This window comes from Micropruina sp., assembly GCF_047602085.1.
Lineage (GTDB): Bacteria > Actinomycetota > Actinomycetes > Propionibacteriales > Propionibacteriaceae > Micropruina.
Map to the genome: position 1 here is coordinate 38,967 of NZ_JASGID010000007.1, position 22,203 is coordinate 61,169.

At 67.2% G+C, this 22,203-nt stretch carries 20 protein-coding genes; 18 read left to right on the top strand and 2 right to left on the bottom strand.

The features are described from left to right. The first annotated feature begins 610 nt into the window (after positions 1–610). The 16 genes from QM721_RS12700 (at position 611) to QM721_RS12775 (ending at position 18,064) form a co-directional block, all read left to right on the top strand. Positions 611–2,119 (top strand): peptide ABC transporter substrate-binding protein, encoded by a 1,509-nt coding sequence (locus QM721_RS12700; RefSeq protein WP_415122551.1) that lies wholly within the window; start codon positions 611–613, stop codon positions 2,117–2,119. Further along, positions 2,119–3,042, top strand: coding sequence for an ABC transporter permease (locus QM721_RS12705; protein ID WP_415122553.1), 924 nt, complete (start codon positions 2,119–2,121; stop codon positions 3,040–3,042). Before QM721_RS12700 ends, QM721_RS12705 begins: the two co-directional genes overlap by 1 nt. Further along, complete coding sequence (locus QM721_RS12710; RefSeq protein ID WP_415122555.1) at positions 3,035–3,979, top strand: ABC transporter permease; 945 nt, start codon at positions 3,035–3,037, stop codon at positions 3,977–3,979. The genes QM721_RS12705 and QM721_RS12710 overlap by 8 nt, the downstream gene beginning before the upstream one ends. Before the next feature lie 2 nt (positions 3,980–3,981). After that, the gene (locus QM721_RS12715) at positions 3,982–5,649 is read left to right on the top strand and encodes an ABC transporter ATP-binding protein (protein WP_415122557.1); all 1,668 of its coding nucleotides are present in this window, start codon (positions 3,982–3,984) and stop codon (positions 5,647–5,649) included. Between the two features lie 244 nt (positions 5,650–5,893). Then, a complete protein-coding gene (locus QM721_RS12720) occupies positions 5,894–6,187 on the top strand; it encodes a hypothetical protein (protein ID WP_415122559.1) in 294 nt (97 codons plus the stop codon). 141 nt (positions 6,188–6,328) lie between these two features. Next, positions 6,329–7,063, top strand: coding sequence for a bifunctional 1-(5-phosphoribosyl)-5-((5-phosphoribosylamino)methylideneamino)imidazole-4-carboxamide isomerase/phosphoribosylanthranilate isomerase PriA (gene priA, locus QM721_RS12725; protein WP_415122561.1), 735 nt, complete (start codon positions 6,329–6,331; stop codon positions 7,061–7,063). Positions 7,064–7,316: 253 nt separating this feature from the next. Continuing rightward, positions 7,317–8,318 carry a GNAT family N-acetyltransferase gene (locus tag QM721_RS12730; protein WP_415122563.1) on the top strand — a complete coding sequence of 334 codons (1,002 nt, stop codon included), beginning with the start codon at positions 7,317–7,319 and terminating at the stop codon, positions 8,316–8,318. Continuing rightward, on the top strand, positions 8,319–9,083 hold the full coding sequence (locus QM721_RS12735; protein ID WP_415122565.1) for a YebC/PmpR family DNA-binding transcriptional regulator: 765 nt from the start codon (positions 8,319–8,321) through the stop codon (positions 9,081–9,083). Positions 9,084–9,296: 213 nt separating this feature from the next. Beyond that, on the top strand, positions 9,297–9,815 hold the full coding sequence (gene ruvC / locus QM721_RS12740) for a crossover junction endodeoxyribonuclease RuvC (RefSeq protein ID WP_415123428.1): 519 nt from the start codon (positions 9,297–9,299) through the stop codon (positions 9,813–9,815). After that, positions 9,812–10,417: a Holliday junction branch migration protein RuvA gene (ruvA, locus tag QM721_RS12745; protein WP_415122567.1), complete on the top strand. Its 606-nt coding sequence runs from the start codon at positions 9,812–9,814 to the stop codon at positions 10,415–10,417. Before ruvC ends, ruvA begins: the two co-directional genes overlap by 4 nt. Before the next feature lie 40 nt (positions 10,418–10,457). Next, complete coding sequence (gene ruvB, locus QM721_RS12750) at positions 10,458–11,477, top strand: Holliday junction branch migration DNA helicase RuvB (RefSeq protein WP_415123430.1); 1,020 nt, start codon at positions 10,458–10,460, stop codon at positions 11,475–11,477. Positions 11,478–11,618: 141 nt separating this feature from the next. Beyond that, positions 11,619–12,074 (top strand): preprotein translocase subunit YajC, encoded by a 456-nt coding sequence (gene yajC, locus QM721_RS12755; RefSeq protein ID WP_415122569.1) that lies wholly within the window; start codon positions 11,619–11,621, stop codon positions 12,072–12,074. 20 nt (positions 12,075–12,094) lie between these two features. Continuing rightward, complete coding sequence (gene secD, locus QM721_RS12760; RefSeq protein WP_415122571.1) at positions 12,095–13,888, top strand: protein translocase subunit SecD; 1,794 nt, start codon at positions 12,095–12,097, stop codon at positions 13,886–13,888. After that, a complete protein-coding gene (gene secF / locus QM721_RS12765; RefSeq protein ID WP_415122573.1) occupies positions 13,888–15,108 on the top strand; it encodes a protein translocase subunit SecF in 1,221 nt (406 codons plus the stop codon). The genes secD and secF overlap by 1 nt, the downstream gene beginning before the upstream one ends. A gap of 2 nt (positions 15,109–15,110) precedes the next feature. Then, entirely contained in the window at positions 15,111–15,650 is a 540-nt protein-coding gene (locus tag QM721_RS12770; RefSeq protein ID WP_415122576.1) for an adenine phosphoribosyltransferase, read from the top strand. A 200-nt stretch (positions 15,651–15,850) separates the two neighbouring features. Next, positions 15,851–18,064, top strand: coding sequence for a RelA/SpoT family protein (locus QM721_RS12775; RefSeq protein WP_415123432.1), 2,214 nt, complete (start codon positions 15,851–15,853; stop codon positions 18,062–18,064). 178 nt (positions 18,065–18,242) lie between these two features. Here QM721_RS12775 and QM721_RS12780 read toward each other — a convergent pair whose 3' ends face one another. Then, entirely contained in the window at positions 18,243–18,578 is a 336-nt protein-coding gene (locus tag QM721_RS12780; RefSeq protein ID WP_415122578.1) for a gamma-glutamylcyclotransferase family protein, read from the bottom strand. A 5-nt stretch (positions 18,579–18,583) separates the two neighbouring features. Then, positions 18,584–19,834: a DUF349 domain-containing protein gene (locus QM721_RS12785; protein WP_415122580.1), complete on the bottom strand. Its 1,251-nt coding sequence runs from the start codon at positions 19,832–19,834 to the stop codon at positions 18,584–18,586. Between the two features lie 8 nt (positions 19,835–19,842). On the opposite strand from QM721_RS12785, the gene QM721_RS12790 reads away from it, so the two are divergent. Together QM721_RS12790 and hisS are read left to right on the top strand one after the other, a co-directional pair. Continuing rightward, entirely contained in the window at positions 19,843–20,595 is a 753-nt protein-coding gene (locus QM721_RS12790; protein ID WP_415122582.1) for an MBL fold metallo-hydrolase, read from the top strand. Then, complete coding sequence (gene hisS, locus QM721_RS12795) at positions 20,592–21,914, top strand: histidine--tRNA ligase (protein WP_415122584.1); 1,323 nt, start codon at positions 20,592–20,594, stop codon at positions 21,912–21,914. Before QM721_RS12790 ends, hisS begins: the two co-directional genes overlap by 4 nt. Positions 21,915–22,203: the final 289 nt, after the last annotated feature.

Below are 22,203 nucleotides of genomic sequence, written 5' to 3' on the forward strand. Positions count from 1 at the left end.
GATCATGGCCGGAGCTGGGGCACCATCATTTATGAGGGACACTATTGCCCGCAGTTCACGCGCGGTGCACAATCCGCCCATTTATTCAGGGCGTAGTCGTAGGTGATTCGGGGCAGGGCCGGGGCCTCGGGTGCTCAATCGAAGGCGGGCGAGAGTTTCTGTCGTCGATTCGGCAATTCGGGGCTACGTCGGGTCCGCCAGGTGGGCGGTGGCCGCGAATCTTCGAGGCAGTTATCGGGGCCATCGGCAAACACGGTGACATCACCGTGGCGGTCAGGCCATCAGGTAGGTCCGTCGCAAGGGCGGTTTCGCTCCCGCGACCCTTTCGGTCAGCGGGTCGAGAGGCCTCGGTACGGCCGGACTCGGTTGGCGGCCTTGGACATTTACCGCCCAGGGCGCTGTCGTAATGAAAACGTCACCATTAATATTCGCAACCTGTCACTATGAACATGAGCCGGTCGGCTAACATCCACTTACGTTCCGAGAAGTGGTGGGGTGTGACGTGAAAAGGCTCCGACGGTGGCTGGTCATTGCGGCGCTGGTGCTCGGTATTTTGGCGGCTTCGGGTTGCTCGGGGTCCTGGGCTCAGACGACGCCGGGGGTATTCACCGTGTATGTCGGTGAACCGCAGAACGCGTTGATCCCCGGCAACACCAACGAGACCAACGGCGGCAACGTCATCGATGCCCTGTTCGCACCGCTGGTCACGTTCGACGACAAGACTCTCGAACCGACCTACGACGGCGTCGCGGCATCGGTCACGTCCGGCGACCGGGTGACCTGGACGGTGAAGCTGAAGCCCGGTTGGACGTTCCACGACGGCACTCCGGTCACCGCCGAGTCGTATGTCAAGGCGTGGAACTGGAACGCGCTGGCCACCAACGGCTATGTGAACTCGTTCTTCTTCGCGAACATCGCCGGCTACGCCGATGTGCACACACTGACGAACGGACGTCCGCGCGCCACCGCGATGTCAGGCCTGCGGGTGATCGACGACCAGACCTTCACTGTCGCCTTGGCGGCCCCGTTCGCGGTCTTTCCGCTCACTCTGGGGGCGCGGGCGTTCAGCCCGCTGCCGGAGTCGTTCTACGCCGATCCGGTGGCGTTCGGTCGCAAGCCGATCGGCAACGGACCGTTCCGGGCCGATTCCGAATGGGTTCGAGGCCGTGGCATGACCCTGGCGCGCTTCGACGCCTACGCCGGCGGCAAGGCCAAGGCCCCGGGCATGGCGTTCCGGGTCTACACCGAGCAGAGCACCGGGTACACCGATGTGCTGGCCGGATCGCTGGACATCATGGTCGGCCTGCCCGAAGACGCCCGGGGGTCGGCGCCCGCCACCTTCGGCGACCGCTACCTGAGCCGCCCGTCCTCATCTTTGACGTCACTGGCGTTCCCGCTCTATGACAAGCGGTACGCCGACGTTCGGGTCCGGCGGGCGATCTCGATGGCGATCAACCGTGACCTGCTGGCCGACATCATCTTCGACGGCTCGGTCACCCCGGCCCACGGCTTCGCCACCCCCGTGGTGGACGGCTTCCGGGAAGACCCGTGCGGCAAGTCGTGCAGCTTCGATCCGGTTGCTGCCAACGCGCTGCTCGACGAGGCCGGGTTCGACCGGTCCCAGCCCATCGACCTGTGGTTCAACGCGGGTTCGGGTCATGACCAGTGGATGCTGGCGGTCGGCAACATGCTGCGCCGCAACCTGGGCGTCGACTTCCGGCTGCGGGGTCACCTGCAGTTCGCCCAGTTCCTGCCACTACAGGACGAGAAGGGAATGACCGGCCCGTTCCGGACCGCCTGGTCGATGGTGTATCCGTCCATTCAGTACTACCTGGCGCCCCGGTTCGCCGCCGCGGCCCAGCCGCCCAACGGGTCAAACTCCTCCTTCTACGCCAGCGACGCGTTCGATGACGCGGTGGTCAAGGCAGATGGGGCCGAGTCGATCGAGGCGGCCAACCTCGGCTATCAGGCCGCCGAGGACTTGCTGATCGCGGATCTGCCGCAAGCGCCGATCTTCATCGGCGTCACTCAGGCGGTGCACACCACGCGGGTGGGCGGGGTGCGCATCACCCCGTTCGGTGGCATCGACTACGTCAACGTCGAATTGCTGGAGGAGTGATGATCCGCTACATCGGTCGCCGGCTGCTGATGGCACTGCCGGTGCTGCTCGGCACTTCGCTGCTGATCTACGCCATGGTGTACGCACTGCCCGGCGACCCGATTCGGGCGCTGGCCGGCGACCAGCCCTTGCCGCCCGAGGTGGTCGCCCAGTTGCGGGCCGAGCACAACCTGGACGACCCGTTCCTGGTGCAGTACGTGAAGTATCTGGGGCAGTTGCTGCAGGGCAATCTCGGCACCGATTTCGCCGGCAACCCGGTCGCCGAAACGATCGGCTTGCGGCTACCGATCACTGCGCGGCTGGCGATCGTGGCGATCATCTTCGAGATCGTCATCGGCATCACCGCCGGTGTGTTGTGCGCGCTGTACAAGAGTTCATGGTTCGACAACCTGGTGCTGGTCAGCACCACCATGGTGGTCTCGGTTCCGGTCTTCGTGCTGGCGTTCCTGGCTCAGTGGCTGTTCGGCTTCCAGCTCGGCTGGTTCCCGGTGGCCGGCATTGCGAACGGTTGGTTCTCGCTGATCCTGCCCGGCATGGTGCTGGCCGCCTTGTCGATGGCCTACGTGGCCCGGCTGACCCGCACCTCGATGGTCGAAACGCTGGGCGCTGACCACGTCCGCACGGCGCGGTCGAAGGGCATCACCGAGTTGCGGGTGGTCACCCGGCACGGGCTGCGCAACGCGTTGATCCCGGTGGTCACCTTCATCGGCGCCGATCTGGGCGCCATGATGGGCGGCGCGATCGTCACCGAGAGCGTCTTCAACATTCCCGGCATCGGACGGGCGGTGTTCGACGCCGTCCGTAACCAAGAGGGGCCGGTCGTGGTCGGAATCGTCACGATGATGGTCTTCTTCTTCGTCTTCTTCAATCTCGTCGTCGATGTCTTGTACGGCGTCCTGGATCCAAGGATTCGCTATGAGTGACGAACTGCCCACCGCTACCGGAGTGCGTCCGGGAGGGCCCGATTCGGGTACCGAGCACGAATTGCTCGATCTCGCGGAGGAGAACATTGAGCAGGCCACCCTGTGGGGCGAGGCCTGGAAGACGCTCCGCCAGAACCCGATATTCCTCACCGGCGGCGTGATCGCGGTGTTGATGACCTTGATCGCCTTCTTTCCGGGCCTGTTCGCCGGTGGCGTCGACCCGCGCGACTGCGACCTCACCGACGCTCGGCAGTGGCCCAGCGCCGCCCACTGGTTCGGCACCGACCTGCAGGGCTGCGACTATTACGCCAACGTGATACACGGCGCCCGGATTTCGCTGTCGATCGGCCTGTTGTCGGTGCTGGGAACCATGGTGCTGGCAGTCATCCTGGGTACCTTGGCCGGCTATTTCGGGGGCCTCACCGATTCGCTGCTGTCTCGCTTCACCGACATTTTCTACGGTGTTCCGCTGCTGCTGGGAGCCATGATTCTGCTCACCGTCACTGAGGAGCGTTCGGTGTTCACCGTCGCGCTGGCGCTGTCGATCTTCGGCTGGATGACCGCGATGCGGCTGGTTCGCTCCAGTGTGATCACGGTGAAGAGCGCCGACTTCGTGGCCGCCGCCCAGGCGTTGGCCGCCACCACCCAACAGATCCTGACCCGGCACATCATGCCGAACGCGATCTCACCGGTGGTGTCGTTCATGACCATCGCGATGGGCGGCTTCATCGCCTCGGAGGCCACCCTGACCTTTCTCGGCATCGGCCTGCAGGCGCCGGAGATCTCCTGGGGCTTGCAGATCAACGTCGGCCAGTCCCGGTTTTCGTCAGCGCCCTATCTGGTGTTCTTCCCGGCGCTGTTCCTGTCGTTGACCGTGATGGCGTTCATGCTGATGGGCGACGCGCTGCGTGATGCACTCGACCCCGATCGGAGCTGACCATGAACGAATCCGCCTCTCCCATCCTTCAGATTCGCGATCTGCGGGTGGAGTTCCGGCAGAAGAAGGACTGGCGTGAGGTCGTCCACGGGGTGTCTCTCGATCTTGCCCGCGGCGAGGTGCTCGCCCTGGTCGGCGAGTCCGGTTCGGGCAAGTCCACCATCGCCATGTCGGTGCCGGGTCTGCTGCCGAGCAACGGACGCAACTTTGGCAGCATCCAGCTGAACGGCCAGGAACTGATCGGCGCCTCGGCGGGCACGCTGCGCAAGATTCGTGGCCAGCAGGTGGCGGTGATCTTCCAGGAGCCGATGCGGGCGCTCAACCCGGTCTACACGATCGGCTGGCAGATTCGCGAGATGCTGCAGGCTCACCGCGAGCTCACCAAAGAGCAGGCGCGGGAGCGGGCCATCGAGTTGCTCAGCTTGGTCGACATACCCGAACCCGAACGCCGAGTGGACTCCTACCCGCACCAACTCTCCGGCGGGCAACGGCAGCGAGCGATGATCGCCCAGGCGCTGGCGCTCGACCCGAAGGTGCTGATCGCCGACGAGCCCACCACGGCCCTCGACGTCACCGTGCAGGGTGAGATCCTGGAACTGCTGCACGACCTGAGGGGCCGGATCGACGCGTCCGTCATGCTGATCACCCACGACATGGGCGTGGTCGCCGACCTGGCCGACCGCATCGTGGTGCTGAAGGACGGCGCGATCGTCGAGCAGGGCGACTCCGAACAGATCTTCTATGATCCGCAGCAGCCGTACACCCAGCGGCTGCTGAAGGCGGTGCTCTCGCTCAGCCTCGAGCCGGCGGTCGCCGAGGTGCCCGTTTCGGAACCGGAGCAGACACCGGTCTTCGACCTCGATCATGGTGTCATCGAGTACCCCGCAGGCCGGGGCCGCAAGCCCTTCCGGGCCATCGACGACGTCACGCTGCAGCTCGGCGCCGGGCAGGTGATGGGCCTGGTCGGCGAGTCCGGCTCGGGCAAGTCGACTATCGGGCGGGCAGCCGTCGGACTGCTGCCGCTGGCCGGCGGAAATATGCGGATCGACGGTATCGACCTGACCACCGCCAGCGCCGCGCAGTTGCGGGACGCCCGCCGCCGGGTGGCGATGGTCTTTCAGGACGCCGGCGCCTCGGTGAACCCACGCTGGCCGATCGGTCAAGCGATCGCCGAGCCCCTTCTGCTGCACACCGATCTGGACGTTGCCGCCCGCGACGCCCGGGTGTCTGACCTGCTCGACCGGGTCGAACTCTCCCGCAGCCTGCGCAACCGCTTCCCGCACCAGCTCTCGGGCGGTCAGCGGCAGCGGGTGGGCATCGCCCGCGCCCTGGCGTTGGAGCCCAGCCTGCTGATTGTGGACGAGCCGACCTCGGCACTGGACGTCTCGGTGCAAGAGAAGGTGCTGGCACTGTTCGCCGAACTGCAGGAAGAGCTGGGCTTCGCCTGCCTGTTCATCACGCACGACTTGGCCGTGGTCGAGCACGTGGCCGACAGCATCGCGGTGCTGCGCCACGGCAAGCTGGTCGAGACGAGCACGACCGCTCAGGTGCTGACCTCACCGCAAGATCCCTACACCCAGCGACTGATCGCGGCCGTGCCGGTACCCGACCCGCGGGAACAGGCTCGGCGCAGAGACCGGCGGCGCGAACTGCTCGGTGAGGCGAGCTGAGCCGAGCGACCACGCTGGTTGAGCTGTACGTCGAAAACCCCGAGGTCGTCGACCCGTCGAGTGGCCCAGCGCCGATCGACGCACCCACCGCTGGTTGAGCCTGTCGAAACCCCTTGCCGCGGCACCTATCCGGGGTCTCGACAAGCTGATCGTCGCCGACAATGGATGGGCGGAGCACCGGCGACGTTGATGGTGGCGAGCCTGCTGAATTCGGTCTGTTCGAACAGGAGCCAGGTGTTTCTCGATGTCGCAGCGCTGCGTGCTGGTTCTCCGTCCCCTGGCCTCGGGCATCGCCTACTTCGACGGTTCCGGCGACACGCAGACACCGTCGAGCGTCGGTGCGGCGATACCCAGGACGATCACGGCCCCGCTGTCCAACCGGGGCACGGTCACTGCCGGGGAACGCAACGCCGAAGACAGCGTGCGGGCGTTCCGGACGGCGTTCGCCGATCTGCTGGGGACGGTTCTCTTTGGTTCAGGGGACGGTTCTCGACGGTTCAGGGGACGGTTCTCTTTGGTTCGCGGAACCGTCCCCTGAACCGAGCGGAACCGTCCAGTTGGGGTGTGGCATTTGAACCAGAGACGGACGGATCCGTTCGTTCGGTCGCCGGGGGTGGGGGAAGTCCACAACGACGGTGGCCACGCCGTGACGCCGTGGCCACCGCTAGGGTCGAGGATCGTGACCGCATTGACCCTGTTCCCCGCCGTCGACATCCAAAACGGCCAGGCCGTCCAGCTCACCCAGGGCTTGGCCGGCTCCGAAAAGGTGTTCGGCGACCCGCTGACGGCAGCGCTGCGCTGGCAGGACGCCGGCGCGGAGTGGCTGCACCTGGTCGACCTGGACGCCGCCTTCGGACGTGGCTCGAATGCCGAGTTGATCGCGGCCATCATCGAACGACTGAGCCTGAAGGTCGAACTCTCCGGCGGGCTTCGCGACGACGCCGCGCTGCAGCGCGCTCTGGCCACCGGGTGCCGACGGGTGAACATCGGCACGGCCGCTCTGGAGAACCCCGAGTGGTGCGAGCGTGCCATCGTCGAGCACGGTGACCGCATCGGCATCGCCATCGACGTCAAGGGCTCGCGGCTCGCAGCTCGCGGCTGGGTGCGTGAGGGCGGGGATTGGGCCGAGGCGATTGATCGGTTGTCGGCGGCCGGCTGCGCCACGTTCGTGGTCACCGACGTGAAGTCCGACGGCATGCTGTCCGGGCCGAACCTCGATCTGCTGCGCCAGGTTGCCACCCGAACCGACGCGCAGGTGATCGCGTCGGGCGGCATTGCGCGCCTCGACGACCTACGGGCCCTGCGTGAGCTGGTGCCGCTCGGCGTCACTGGCGCGATTATCGGCACCGCGCTGTACGTGGGCAATTTCACCCTGCCCGACGCTCTCGCCGTGGCCTGCGGCCAACCGGGCTAGGGAAGCACTCATTTTCGTTGGTCGGGCTTGTCGAGACTGCGGATATCCGGCTCGGGCAAGGGGTTTCGACACACTCAACCAGCGAGGGTTGCTTTGATCGGGGCTTCCCGAGGGACGTGCTGATTTTTCGTTGGTCGAGCGTGTCGAGACCTGGCATAGAGTGCTCTCGCTAGGGGTTTCGACACGCTTAACCAGCGAGAGTTGCGTTGATCAACGCTTCCCCGGGGCACTACTCTGGTGGCAGGAGGCAATGATGCCCACACCGGCCAAGACCCACGGGTGTCTGTGGAATCGGCTGACCACCGATGACCTGCCCGAGATCGAGAGCTTGATCGAGGCTGAGGAGTACCTGGGCGATGCGACCCATCATCACGACCTTCGTGCGCTCAGCGTCGCGCTGATCGAAACCCCTGATCTGGTCGGCAACAACGGCGTGGTGCTCCGCAAGCCCAGTGGCACGCTGATCGCCTACGGCTGGGTGCAGGTGCCGGCCCGAAAGTCCACCGACGCGCGGCTTTACCTGCACGGCGGCTGCCACCCGGCCTGGCGGCACGAGGGCGTGCAACCCACCCTCGTGGACTGGCAGGTCGAACGCGCTACCGAATGGCACCTCGAGCGGCCCGGTCAACTGGACGCGCTTGAGTTGGTCATGGTCACTTCGGCGGCGAATCACATTCTGGCCGAGCTGTTGCCCGCCCGGGGCTTCCTGCCTCAACGCTGGTACCACGCGTTGCGCTGTCCGCTCACCGAGGGGCTGCGGTGTGACCTGCCCGGCGTCGGGTTCACGCCCTTCGATGCCTCTTGGAGCGAGCCCGTTCGGCAGTTGTACAACCAGACCCTCAGTCGAGCCTCCGACAGCCTCGACCGGACGGGGTGGGAATGGGGGCTGGAGGCGTCCGGCATTCGCGACGATCTGTCGTGGGTGGCGCTCCAGGGCGGGCGGCCGGTTGGCTGGGCGCTCAACGGTGTGATGGACCTGGCCGGCGCGCGGGTGGGCTGGACCGAATACCTCGGCGCCACCCCGCAATGGCGCAACCGTGGGCTCTACCCCGCGCTGCTGGGCCGCAGCCACGACGCGTTTCGGGCGCACGGGTTCGAACTGGCCGGCATCGGCGTCGAGGCCGACTCCGACCAGGGGGCACGGCCCTACCTCGAACTCGGGTACCAGAGCGTCGACACGATGGTCTGGTACGTGCACCGGCGCAGCCTCGATACAATCGGGGCCGCGCAATCCGACGACGCAGATGGGACGTAGATGAGCGGGCACTCCAAGTGGGCCACCACCAAGCACAAGAAGGCGGCGATCGACGCCAAGCGCGGCAAGTTGTTCGCCAACCTGATCAAGAAGATCGAGGTGGCGGCACGCGTCGGCGGTGGTGACCCCGGCGGAAACCCGACCTTGTACGACGCCATTCAGAAGGCGAAGAAGAACTCGGTCCCCAACGACAACATCGACCGCGCGGTGAAGCGCGGCTCCGGCATCGGCGGCGAGACCGTCGACTACACCGAGATCATGTACGAGGCGTACGGGCCGGCCGGCGTGGCGATCCTGATCGAATGCCTGACCGACAACCGCAACCGGTCGGCCTCCGACGTCAAGGTTGCGGTCACCCGCAACGGCGGAACCATGGCCGACGTGGGTTCGGTGTCGCGGATCTTCGATCGCAAGGGCATCGTCGAGGTGGCCAAGGCCCAGGGCGGCAAGCAACTCGACGAGGACGACCTGCTCGAGGCCACCCTGGACGCCGACCCCGAGGACGTCTCTGACGAGGGCGAGACCTTCAAGGTGGTCTCCGACCCGAGCGCCGTGGTCGACGTGCGCAAGGCCGTCCAGGCCGCCGGCTACGACTATGAGTCGGCCGAGGTGCAGTTCGTGCCCCAGTACACCCAGGCGATCGACGCCAAGGACGCTGCCGAGAAGCTGTTCAAGCTGCTCGACGCGATCGAGGACGTCGACGACGTGCAAACGGTCTACAGCAACGAGGACATTCCTGAGACGGTCCTGGCCGAACTGGAGTAAACCCTTTCCCCGCTGGTCGAGACTGCTGTCTCCGCTGGTCGAGCGTGTTGAGCCTGCTGTCTTCGCTGGTCGAGCCTGTCGAGACCCCGCGTGCTTGTAACCAGCTCAATCAGCCGTGCGGCACGCCCGGCCGATTGCCCGGCCGAGTGGTCGGCGTCCACTAGTATCCGAACATCTGTTCGGCTGACCGGGGAGTTCATCGGAATGCGTGTTCTGGGGGTCGACCCGGGCCTGACCCGGTGCGGCGTCGGCGTCGTGGACGGCGTCGTCGGACGCACCCCGACCCTGGTGGAGGCCGGCGTCATCCGCACCCCGGCGGATGCCGAGTTGCCGCTGCGGCTGCTGGCCATCGAGGCCGGTCTGGAGGAGTGGATCGGGCGGCACCGGCCCGATGTGGTTGCCGTCGAGCGGGTATTCAGCCAGCACAACACGATGACCGTGATCGGCACCGCGCAGGCGGCCGGGGTGGCGCTGCTGGTCGCGGCCCGGCACCGGCTCCCGGTGCGGCAGCACACCCCCAGCGAGGTGAAGGCCGCCATCACCGGTTCGGGCCGTGCCGACAAGGCCCAGATCGGGGTCATGGTCACTCGGGTGCTGAAGCTCACCGAGGCCCCGAAGCCCGCCGACGCCGCCGACGCCGTCGCGCTGGCCGTCTGCCACCTGTGGCGTGGTGCCGGGCAGGCCCGGCTGGCGTCCGCAATCGAGGCTCAGCGGCGCAGGATGGGCGCATGATCGCCCAGCTCAGCGGCACCGTGATCGCCGTCGGCGCCACCTGGGTGGTGCTCGATCTGAACGGCTTCGGGGTCCGGACGCAGTGCACGCCGGCCACGGCGGCGGCCGTGCGCGTCGGCCAGCCCGCCACCCTGGCTACCTCGCTGGTCGTGCGCGAAGACTCGCTCACCCTCTACGGCTTTGCCGAGGCCGACGAGCGGGACTGCTTCGAGCTGGTCCAGTCGGCCAGCGGGATCGGCCCCAAGATCGCCCAGGCGGTGGTCTCGGTGCTCAGCCCGGACGCCTTGCGGGCCGCGATCGCGTCGGAGAATATTCCGGCGCTGACCAAGGTGCCCGGCATCGGCGTCAAGGGCGCGCAACGTCTGGTGATCGAGCTCAAGGACAAGATCAACACGCTCGCCGCGATCACCGACCCGGCCACCTCGGCGGCGGACGTGCCCGCCCAGTGGCGCGATCAGGTGAAGGGGGGCCTGGAAGGGCTGGGCTGGTCGTCGCGCGACTCCGAAAGGGCCTGTGACGCGGTGGCGCCGCTTGTCGAGGACGATCCGGCCACGCCCGTGGCGGTGCTGATGCGCGCCGCGCTGCGCAGTCTGGCCAAATGACTGAGAGCGTGGTGACGTGACGCACGAATCCGACGAGGTGATGGACCCGCACGTCCACGACGGCGAGGCGCTGGCCGAGTCGGCGCTGCGTCCGGGCAGCCTGGCTGAGTTCGCCGGCCAGCCTCGGGTCAGCGCCCAGCTGGGCCTGGTGCTGGACGCCGCCCGGCACCGGGGCTCGGTGCCCGACCATGTGCTGTTGTCGGGCCCGCCCGGGCTGGGCAAGACCACGCTGGCCATGATCATCGCCGCCGAGGTGGGGGTCCCGATCCGGATCAGTTCCGGTCCGGCGATTCAGCACGCCGGCGACCTGGCCGCGATCCTGTCGGGGCTGACCGAGGGAGAGGTGTTCTTTCTCGACGAGATTCACCGCATGTCACGGCCGGCCGAAGAGATGCTCTACCTGGCCATGGAGGACTTCCGGGTTGACGTGGTGGTCGGCAAGGGGCCGGGTGCCACCGCGATCCCGCTGGAGATCCCGCGCTTCACCCTGGTCGGCGCCACCACCCGTGCCGGGCTGCTGCCGGGCCCGCTGCGAGACCGCTTCGGGTTCACCGCCCAGCTCGACTTCTACGACACCGCCGCGCTGCGCTCGATCGTCCGACGCTCCGCAGGGCTGCTCGGCATCACCCTCGAACCCGGTACCGACGAGGTGATCGCCTCCCGTTCCCGCGGCACACCCCGGATCGCGAACCGGCTGCTGCGTCGGGTCCGTGACTACGCGCAGGTGCGCGCTGACGGACGGCTCAGCGCCGCAGTCGCCAAAGCGGCGTTGGAGCTGTACGAGGTGGACGAACTGGGCCTCGACCGGTTGGACCGTTCGGTGCTGTCAGCACTGTGCGAACGGTTCGGCGGCGGCCCGGTCGGCGTGGCCACCCTGGCCATGGCGGTGGGGGAGGAACGCGAGACTGTCGAAGAGGTGGCCGAACCGTTCTTGGTGCGCCAGGGCTTTCTGATGCGCACGCCGCGCGGGCGGGTGGCGACCGCCCGCGGCTGGGCGCACCTGGGCCTGGTGATGCCGAGTTCCGCCGAGCCAGACCTGTTCGGTTCGACCGAAGGCTGAGCGGCACCGTCCGGATTCGCATCACCGTGCGGGTCCGATCCGCGTCGCAGTCGGGCTTTGTGATCGCCTCGGCTAGAGTTGTGCGTCGGCGGTCGTGCCGCCGCTTCGCCATCGAAACGAAAGTAACTCCACATGGGTGACATGGGTAGCACCGTCCTGATGCTTGTGCTGATGGGCGCCGCCTTCTACTTTCTGCTGATCCGTCCGCAGCAGAAGCGCGCCAAGCAGCAGCAGGAGATGACCAACGCCCTCGCGCCCGGCGCGCGGGTGATGCTGGCCTCGGGCGTGTTTGGCACCATTCGTCACCTGGGCGAGCGCCAGGCCATCATCGAGATCGCGCCCGGCATCGAGATGACGGTGCTGAAGCAGGCGATCGTCAAGACCGTGACCTCGGCCGACGACGAGTTCGAGTACGCGGACGACGCAGACGGCTCCGAGCCGGACGACACCGAGTCGTCCGACTTCGGCAACGCAGCGCAGAACCCGTTCGAGAACATTCAGCCCTCGGACTTCAACGACCCGCAGCCGGCCGACCATTCCGAAACCCCTGCCGTCACGCCGAACGACGACGTGCCCGGCGAGAACTCCCAGAAGTGACCCTTGAGGCGTAACTGCACGTGGCAACGACAAGTAGGCATCACAGCCATCCCCTGCGCACGCTGATCGTCTTTCTGGTGGTCACCGCCGGCCTGTTCGCTCTGATGGCGCTGGGCGGAGTCTGGACCCCCAAGCTGGGGCTCGACCTGCGCGGCGGCACGACCATCACCCTGACCGCCAGCAACACCACCGGCGAGGGATCGGTCGACCCGGCCAGCCTCGAGTTGGCTCGCTCCATCATTCAGCAGCGGGTCGACGCGATCGGCGTCGGCGAGTCAGAGGTGACCACCTCGGGCGACCGCCAGATCATCGTCAGCGTGCCGAACGTGCAGCAGGACGAACTGGTGCGCATGGTCGGCCAGACCGCCCAGCTCTACTTCCGGCTGGTGTACGCCAGCGAGCAGGTGACGTCGTCGACGGCAACCACCGAACCCACCGTCGAAGCGACCGAGGCCCCTACCGAACCGGCCGCCACCGAGACCGTCGCGCCGACGACGTCCGCCCAGCCCGCCGAATCGGCCGCTCCCAGCGTCACCACCTCGCCCAGCGTGAACAAGCGGCCGTTGCCCGCGCTACCGACACCGGTGCCCAGCCCGCGTCCGACCACCCCGGCCGCCGTCCAGCCGACCACCCAAGAGGTGCTCGACTGGACGCCGAGCGACCGCGACCAGAGCGATTTCACGAATTTTCAGTGTGGGGACGACTTTCCGGACGTCTCCGATCAGCCGCTGATCACCTGTGATGAGGCGGGCAGCACCAAGTACCTGCTGTCGCCCGCGGTGATCTCGGGCAAGGACCTCACCTCGGCCACCGCCGGAATTCCGCAGAACGGGGTGAGCTGGGTGGTGAACCTGGCCTTCAACAGCACGGCGGCAACCACCTTCGAGACCGTCACCAAGGCGATCTCGACCAAGACCAGCCCCCAGAACCAGTTCGCCATTGTGCTCGACGGCAACGTGATCAGCAGCCCCTACGTCAGCGCGGCGATTGCCGGGGGGCAGGCCGAGATCTCGGGTTCGTTCAACCAGGAGTCCGCCACACAGTTGGCCAACGTGCTCAAATACGGCGCGCTGCCGCTGGCCTTCGACGTCTCCAGCGTCGACAACGTGTCGGCCAAGCTGGGCGGCGAGCAGCTTGAGGCCGGCATCATCGCCGGCATCGTCGGCCTGCTCCTGGTGGTGGCCTACAGCGTGGTCTATTACCGAGCCCTGTCGATCGTCGTGGTCAGCAGCCTGGTGGTCGCCTTCGGCGTCACCTACGCGTTCGTGGTGCTGCTCGGCCAGGCGATGGGCTTCGCGCTCAACCTGCCCGGCGTGGCCGGCCTCATCGTCGCGATCGGCGTGACCGCGGACTCGTTCATCATCTACTTCGAACGCATTCGTGACGAGGTGCGCGACGGACGCTCGCTGCGTAGCGCCATCGAGGTCGGCTGGGAACGTTCCCGGCAGACGATTCTGATCGCCGACGGTGTGTCGTTGCTGTCAGCGATCGTGCTGTTCATTCTCGCAATCGGCTCGGTGCGGGGCTTCGCCTTCACCCTGGGGCTGACCACGCTGATCGATATCGCGGTGGTGTTCTGGTTCACCAAACCGCTGGTGTCGTTGCTGGGCAAGACCCGGTACTTCGGTGAGGGCCGCAAATTCTCGGGCTTCGAACCCGACCACCTGGGGGCCAAGCACCAGCCGCCGCTGCACCGGCGCCGTCCGGCCCGGGCCGGGGCAGCCTCCGGCAAGCCGGCGGCAGCCAGCAAAGCGAAGGTGCCGGCATCGGACACCAAGGACAGCGCTGCCGAGACGACGGCCGAGGAGGCGTGATGAGTACCGAGACCACCGCTGCCGACAACAAGCCGGATGCTCCGGTCACACCGCCCAAGGCCAAGAAGGCCAGCTTCGCGCACAAGCTGTACACCGGCGAGATCGAGTACGACTTCGTCGGCAAGCGCAACCGCTGGTACATCGTGTCGGCGGTGCTGCTCGGCATCTCGATCTTGGCACTGTCGATTCTACGGCTGAACCTGGGCATCGAGTTCAAGGGTGGCGCCGATTTCACTGTGCCGATCACCGTCACCGCCGAGACTCCCGACCAGTTGCGCGGTGCCGTCGAGGCGCTGAACCTACCCGACAACGATGACATTCAGGTGATCTCGGTCGGCGAGGGACAGGCGCGGGTACAGACCCGTTCGCTGAGCGTCGAAGAGGTCACCGCGGTGAAGCAGGCCCTGGCCACCGCTGCCGGCGGCATTGCGGTCGACGAGGTGGGCTACAGCCTGATCGGAGCGTCGTGGGGATCGATGATCACCCAACAGGCGCTGATCGCACTGGCGGTGTTCCTGGTGCTGGTGTCACTGCTGATCTGGGCCTACTTCCGCAACTACAAGATGGCGATCGCGGCCATCGTGGCGTTGCTGCACGACCTGGTCATCACGATCGGCATCTACGCACTGGTCGGATTCACCGTCACCCCGGCCACGCTGATCGGTGTGCTGACCATTCTGGGCTACTCGCTCTACGACACGGTGGTGGTGTTCGACAAGGTGCGCGAGAACGTGGCCGACCTGAAGAACACCCGCCTGACCTATTCGGAGGCGGCGAACGCCGCGGTCAACCAGGTGCTGATCCGGTCGATCAACACCACGATCATCGGCGTGCTGCCGGTGGCCGCGCTGACCTTCGCCGGCACGTTCATTCTGGGCACCGGCCCGCTGAAAGACCTCGGCTTGGCGCTGTTGGTGGGCATGATCGCCGGCGCCTACTCGTCCATCTTCATCGCGGCGCCACTGCTCGCGCAGTTGAAGGAGGCCGAACCCGAGATGCGCGAGCATCGCGAGAAGTTGGCCCGCCGGGCGCTGCGGCACTCGGCCAAAGAGGCGTCCACCGCGAAGTCGAAGTCGGTGCTGATCGCCGACGGCGAGGGGCCCCTGGCCGAGACCGCCGAGGTGGAGCCCGAGCGGTTGGGCCTGGTCAGCGCCAGCGAGCTGGCCCGGCAGAGTCGCACGCAACCCAATCGCAGCACCCGCGCCCAGCGAAAGAAGTAACCGTGGCTGGCAGCGACGACCAGCGGCTGATTCTCGAACTGATTCAAGACATTCCGGACTTTCCCAAGCCGGGGATCGTGTTCAAAGACATCACACCGCTGCTGGCCTCGCCGGTCGGCCTGCGTGCGGCGATCGAGGGGCTGGTCGCGTTGGCGCCGCCGAACATCGACGTGGTGGTCGGCATGGAGGCCCGCGGCTTCATTCTGGCCGCCCCGGTCGCTCTCGAACTGGGTGCCGGGTTCGTGCCCGTCCGCAAGCCGGGCAAGCTGCCCGGCGAGCTGTTCACCGAACAGTTCGCCCTCGAGTACGGCCACGAGACGCTGAGCGTGAAGACCGACGCCATACTGCCCGGTGCGCGGGTGCTGGTGGTCGACGACGTGCTGGCCACCGGTGGCACGATTGGGGCCACCGCCGCCCTGATCAACCGGCTCGGCGCCGAACTGGTGCATGTGGCGGTGCTGATGGAACTCGGCATGCTGCCCGGGCGTGAGAAGCTCGCCGAGCTCGGCATCGACAACTACTCCGCGGTGGTCACTGTCTGAGCACGCTGCGACGGCTGTTCCATAGCCGTGCCATGGTTCCGTTCGTCGAGGACGGTGCAGTCTCAGCAGTATGATGCAGACCTGCCGAAGGGGAACGGGTGAGCGAGAGCGTTCATGGGCCGTACGGAGCAGGTAACGGCCTGCCCGGCGAGCCGCGTGCGCTGACCCAGTCGGAGCCGTCCGACCAGCCCCGGATGCGGATGCGGCATGCGCTGGCCCGGCTCGGGGCACCGAAGAGTTCGCAGGCCGCCGTGCTTGATCCGCTGGTCAAGACGCTGCGGGCCAACCACCCACGGGCCGACATCGCCGTGATCGAGCGGGCCTACCGCACCGCCGAGCACTACCACGCCGGCCAGACGCGCAAGAGCGGCGACCCCTACATCACCCACCCGCTGGCGGTCGCCACGATCCTGGCCGAGCTGGGGCTGACCGAGACCACGTTGTGCGCCGCCCTGCTGCACGACACGGTCGAAGACACCTCGTACACGATGGCGCAGTTGACGGTCGACTTCGGCCCCGAGGTGGCCACCATGGTCGACGGGGTCACCAAACTCGACAAGGTCACCTACGGCGAGTCGGCGAAGGCCGAGACCCTGCGCAAGATGGTGCTGGCCATGAGCCGCGACATCAGGGTTCTGGTGATCAAGCTGGCCGACCGGCTGCACAACATGCGAACGCTTGGCTTTCTGCGGCAAGACAAGCAGGCCGTGATCGCCAAGGAGACCCTCGAGATCTTCGCTCCGCTGGCACACCGGTTGGGCATGAACGCCATCAAGTGGGAGCTCGAAGACCTCGCCTTCGCCACCCTGCACCCCAAGATCTACGACGAGATCGTGCGCATGGTGGCTGCCCGTGCTCCGCTGCGCGAAAACTACCTTCGCCTGGTGATCGACCAGGTGCGCGACGACCTGACCGACGCGAAGATCAAGGCCACGGTCTACGGACGGCCCAAGCACTATTACTCGATCTACCAGAAGATGGTGGTGCGCGGCCGGGACTTCTTCGAGATCTACGATCTGGTCGGGCTGCGCATTCTGGTCGACTCCCAGCGCGACTGCTACGCGGCCCTCGGGGTGCTGCACGCTCGCTGGAACCCCTTGCCGGGCAGGTTCAAGGACTACATCGCCATGCCCAAATTCAACCTCTACCAGTCGCTGCACACCACCGTGCTGGGCCCCGACACCAAACCGGTGGAGTTTCAGATTCGCACCCACGAGATGCACCGCCAAGCCGAATACGGAGTGGCGGCACACTGGAAGTACAAAGAGGGCAAAGCCCCCAGCGCCGGCAACGACCTGGCCTGGGTGCGGCAGATCACCGAGTGGCAGCGCGAGACCGAAGACCCGGGCGAGTTTCTCGACACCCTGCGTTTCGAGATCAACACCACCGAGGTGTTCGTGTTCACCCCCAAGGGCGACGTGATCTCGCTGCCGGCGAAGGCCACGCCGGTCGACTTCGCCTATTCGGTGCACACCGAGGTGGGGCACCGGACCATCGGTGCCCGGGTGAACCAACGGCTGGTGCCGCTGGAGTACCAGTTGAACAACGGCGACCAGGTCGAGGTGCTGACGTCCAAATCGCCCAACGCCGGCCCTAGCCGCGACTGGCTGAACTTCGTGGCCAGCCCGCGAGCGCGCAACAAGATTCGCCAGTACTTCATGCGGGAGCGTCGCGAAGAGTCGATCGAGCAGGGCAAAGAGGCGCTGGCCAAGCAGTTGCGCCGCACCGGACTGCCGGTGCACCGGCTGCTGTCGGCGGAACACGTTGCTGGACTGGCCCGGCATTTCAGGGTGCCCGACGTCAACGCCCTGTATGCCGCCATCGGCGAGGGCACGATCAGTGCCCAGAACGTCGTCGAACGACTGATCGCAGCCGAGGGTGGGGCCGAAGCGGCGGCCGAGGCGAGCATCGAGGATCATCCGGCCATCAGCGGCTCACCGCGCCGGCGGCAGCGGCGTCCCAACGACACCGGCATCGTGGTGGAGGGCCACAGCGACCTGCGGGTGAAGCTGGCCAAGTGCTGTATGCCGGTGCCGTGCGACGAAATCCTCGGCTTCATCACCCGCGAAGAAGGCGTCTCGGTGCATCGTGCCGATTGCACCAACGCCGACAACCTGCGGCAGAAGCCCGACCGGCTGGTCGAGGTGACCTGGGCCACGCCGTCCGCCGATTCGAGCTTCTTGGTCGCGGTGCACGTCGAGGGTCTCGACCGTGCAGGGCTGCTGAGCGATGTCAGCCGGGTGATGACCGAGCACCACAGCAACATCTTGTCGATGGCGGCCACCACCAACAAAGACCGGGTGTTCACCATGCGGCTGCAGTTCGAGACGCCCGACCCGACTCACCTGGCGTCGCTGACCAATGCGCTGAAGCGCATACCGGGGGTGTACGACGCCCATCGGGTGAAGTCGTGACCTGGCCGGCAGGGCACGCCAGCCAGAGAGATCCCGGCGGCCGGGACGCGACGTTCGGGGATGGCTTCTTCGGCCTGGGAACTTCGCACCATGTCGGGGACGGACCCTGGGCCAAGCGTGTCCCCTCGACATTCGGAATTCGCGCGAGAAGAACCGTCCCCGCGGTCCGGGTTGGGGGTCAGTCGGCGGCGAGGTAGACCCAGGCCGGCGTCCCCGAGCCCAGGGTGACGGCGGTGCGGACGTAGTCGTCCACCTCGTAGGCGTCCGCCTGGGCGAGTTCGCGGTCGTCGAGTTCCAGATAGGCGCCGGCGACGACATCGGATGCCGAGCCGGGACGCAGGATCGGGTGCCGGTCCGAGCCGCTGGTCGCGATCACCTCGGGGTCGGTGATGGTCAGCCAGTCGAGCCGGTAGCCGGGCAGGGTGTCGTCGACTGTGACGACCGGACGGCCGAACAAGGCCGTCTGGACGTTCTCCTGCCGCAGCGTGCCGTAGGAGAAGACGCGATGCGGCATCGCGGTCAGCGGGAGAAGTCGGCCAGCGTCTCGCGGGCCTGGTCGAGCCAGGTCTGGTAGGTGGCGATCGAGTCCCGCGCCTTGTCGGCGGCGCGATTGTCACCACGGGCCTCGGCCTTGACGATCTTCTCGGTCAGCTTGTCGATCTCGTTGCTGAGCATCGCCACGGTCTCTTCGGCGCGGGCCCGGGCCTCGGGGTCGGTGCGCTTCCACTCGGCGTCCTCGGCCTGGCGAACGGCGTTCTCGAGCGCCCGCACGCGATTGTCCAGCCCGCGCATCGCCTCGCGCGGCACCTTGCCCAATGCGTTGAACTGCTCGGCGAAGCTACGGAACGCGGCCCGCGCCTGGGCCAGGTCGGTGACCGGCACGATCTCGGCCTCGGCCTTCACCAGCAGCGACTCCTTGGCGTCGAGGTTGGCCTTGAACTCCTGGTCCTGCTGCGACAGCGTCGACTGCCGGGCGTTGAAGAACTGGTCCTGCAGCCCTCGGAACTCGGCCCACAAGGCGTCGTCCACGTCACGCGGGGCGGCGCCAGCGGCCTTCCACCGCGCCATCAGGTCGCGGAACGCCCCCGAGGTCGTGCCCCAGTCGGTCGACTCGGCCAGCGGACGGGCCTCGGCGATGATCTGTTCCTTGAGCTGACGGGCACCCTCGCGCTTCTCGGCCTGTTCGGCGAACTGGGTCTTGCGGCGGCGGGTGTAGGTGGTGCGGGCGGCCGAGAACCGGTGCCACAGGGCATCGTCGGTGGCCCGGTCGATGCGGGGGAGTGCCTTCCAATCATCGAGCAGCGAGCGAAACCGGTTGACTCCGCCGCGCCAGTCGTTGCCCAGCGCCAACTGCTCCGCCTCGGCGACCATCGCCTCTTTGGTGGCCTTGGTCGCCTCGGCCTGCTTGGCCCGATCGGCCCGCCGCGCCTCGGTGGCCTGTGCGAGCACGGGAGCGAGCGCCTGCAGCCGGGCGGCGAGACCATCGAGGTCACCCACGGCGTTGGCGCCGGTGACGTTGGCGGTGACGGTGGTGATGCTGTGCCGTGCCTCTTCGGGCGAGAGAGCTCCGGAGCTGATCCGGCGTTCCAGCAGGCTGACCTCGAGCTCCAACGCCTCGAACCTCTTGACGTAGAACGCCAGCGCCTCGGCCTCGGTGCTGTCAGGTATCTGGCCCACGCTGCGCTCGCCCTCGGTGGTGCGGACGTAAACGGTGCCGTCAGGGTCAACGCGGCCGAAATCAGCCGGGCTGGAAGAAGTCATGGCGACCATCTTGCCTCATGCCCGCTGGTTTGTGGATTATGCCCACCGACTCGGCCGATAGGCTGGACAGCGTGTTTCTGGCCAGTTTTCCGAGCGGGCCGTGGCAGGCGAACTGTTATCTGGCCGCCGTCGCGGCTGGGCGTGAGTGCGTGATCGTCGACCCGGGTGTGGGGGCCGCGGCCGGCGTCCGGCAATTGGTTGCGGCGCACGGCCTGACTCCGGCCGGGGTGCTGCTGACCCACGGCCACATCGACCACATCGCCTCGGCCGCCGAACTGGCCGACGAGTGGGACGTCCCGGCCTGGATTCATGCCGACGACCGCGAACTGCTCACCGACCCGGCCGCCGGGCTGGGGCCGTCCGGGCGGGGGCTGCTGAGTCAGGTGCTCGGTGATACGAGGTTGGCCGAGCCGTCCGACCTGCGGTTGTTCGACAGCGGTCTCGACGTGGCCGGGCTCAGCTTCGAGGTGCTGCACGCCCCGGGGCACCGACCGGGCTGCGTGATGCTGCGCACCCCGCTGGCCGGGCACGACCACGCCGACCAGGTGGTGTTCACCGGCGACGTGCTGTTCGCCGGGTCGATCGGACGCACCGACCTGCCCGGCGGCGATCACGCGGTGATGCTGGAGACCCTGCGGGGGCCGGTGCTGGGGCTCAGTGACAGCTCCGCGCTGCTGCCGGGGCACGGGCAGCAGAGCCTGATGGTCGCCGAACGCGCGACCAATCCCTACCTGCAAGCCGACTATCTAGGTGGTGCACTCACCCGATGAGCCGTCCCAAGCCGCTGAGCGGTTTCCCCGAGTTTCTGCCTGCCGGGCGCATCGTCGAGCAGCGGGTGCTGGCCGCGCTGATCGACACCTTTGAGCTGCATGGGTTCGGCTCGATCGAGACCCGGGCGCTTGAACCGATGACCCAACTCGCCCGTAAGGGCGAGATCGACAAAGAGGTGTACGTGGTGCGGCGGCTGCACGCCGAAGGCACCGCCGAGGCCGAACTCGGCCTGCACTTTGACCTGACCGTTCCCTTCGCGCGCTATGTGCTGGAGAACTCGGGTCATCTGAATTTTCCGTTCCGGCGCTACCAGATTCAGAAGGCGTGGCGTGGCGAGCGGCCGCAGGAGGGGCGCTACCGGGAGTTTCTGCAGGCCGATCTCGACGTGGTCGGTCAAGGCGTGCTGGCCGCCCACCACGACGTCGAGGTGGCGTTGGTGGTGCTGGCGGCGCTGGAGCGGCTGCACGTGGAGTTCGGAGTTCCGCCGGTGCTGCTGCGGGTGAACAACCGCCGGCTGGCCGAAGGGTTCTACCGCGGTCTCGGTATCGACGACCACTTGGCCGTGCTGCAGCGCGTCGACAAGCTCGACAAGATCGGGCCGGCCAAGGTGCAGCAACTGCTCGTCGGCGAACTCGGGCTGAGCCAGACGGTGGCGGCCACCTGCCTTGAGCTGGCCACCATCTCGGCGCCGGACGACTCGTTCGTCGAACGGGTCCGGGCACTCGGGGTGCGGCACGAGCTGCTCGACGAGGGCCTGGAACAGCTTGCCGGCGTGGTGCGGGCGGGGTCGCAGGCGGCCCCGGGACGGATCATGGCCGACCTGAAGATCGCACGTGGCCTCGACTACTACACCGGCACCGTGTACGAAACCGAGATGCAGGGCCTGGAGCACCTGGGCTCGATCTGTTCCGGGGGTCGCTACGACTCGCTGGCCTCCGACGGCCGCACCACCTACCCGGGCGTGGGGCTGTCGATCGGGGTATCGCGCATTCTGGTGCCGCTGCTGGCTCGCGGCACGTTGACGGCGTCCCGCTCGGTGCCCACCTGTGTGCTGGTGGCCGTGGACGCCGAAGAGACCCGCGGCGAGGCGGACGCCGTCGCTGCCCGGTTGCGGGCCCGCGGCATCGCCACCGAAGTGGCCCCAAAGGCTGACCGGTTCGGCAAGCAGATCCGCTACGCCGACCGGCGGGGCATTCCGTTCGTCTGGTTCTCATCGGGGGAGGTCAAAGACATCCGTTCGGGCGAACAGGTGGCCGCCGATCCCGATGTCTGGACGCCGCCGGCGCTCGACCGGCGGCCCGCGGTCACCGGTGCCTGATCTGAACAGGTTCCGCTCGACGCCTCGCCGGGTGCGTCCGAGACCGTGGCCGGACTCGGACGCGGGTTGGCTCGCGAGATTACGTCACAGATCCGGGTCGCTTCGCCTTGTCGAGGCGAGGACACCCGTAAATCGGACGTAGTTTCGCGAAGCCTCCGCAGCGCATGGGCCGGGCCCGGCAGTGCCGATCAATGCACCCGCCACGTGTGCTGAGCAACGCAACCTGCACTTGTTGCGCGCTACGGCGAAAGCCCCTTGCCAAGGCCAATTTCCGAGGTCTCGACAAGCT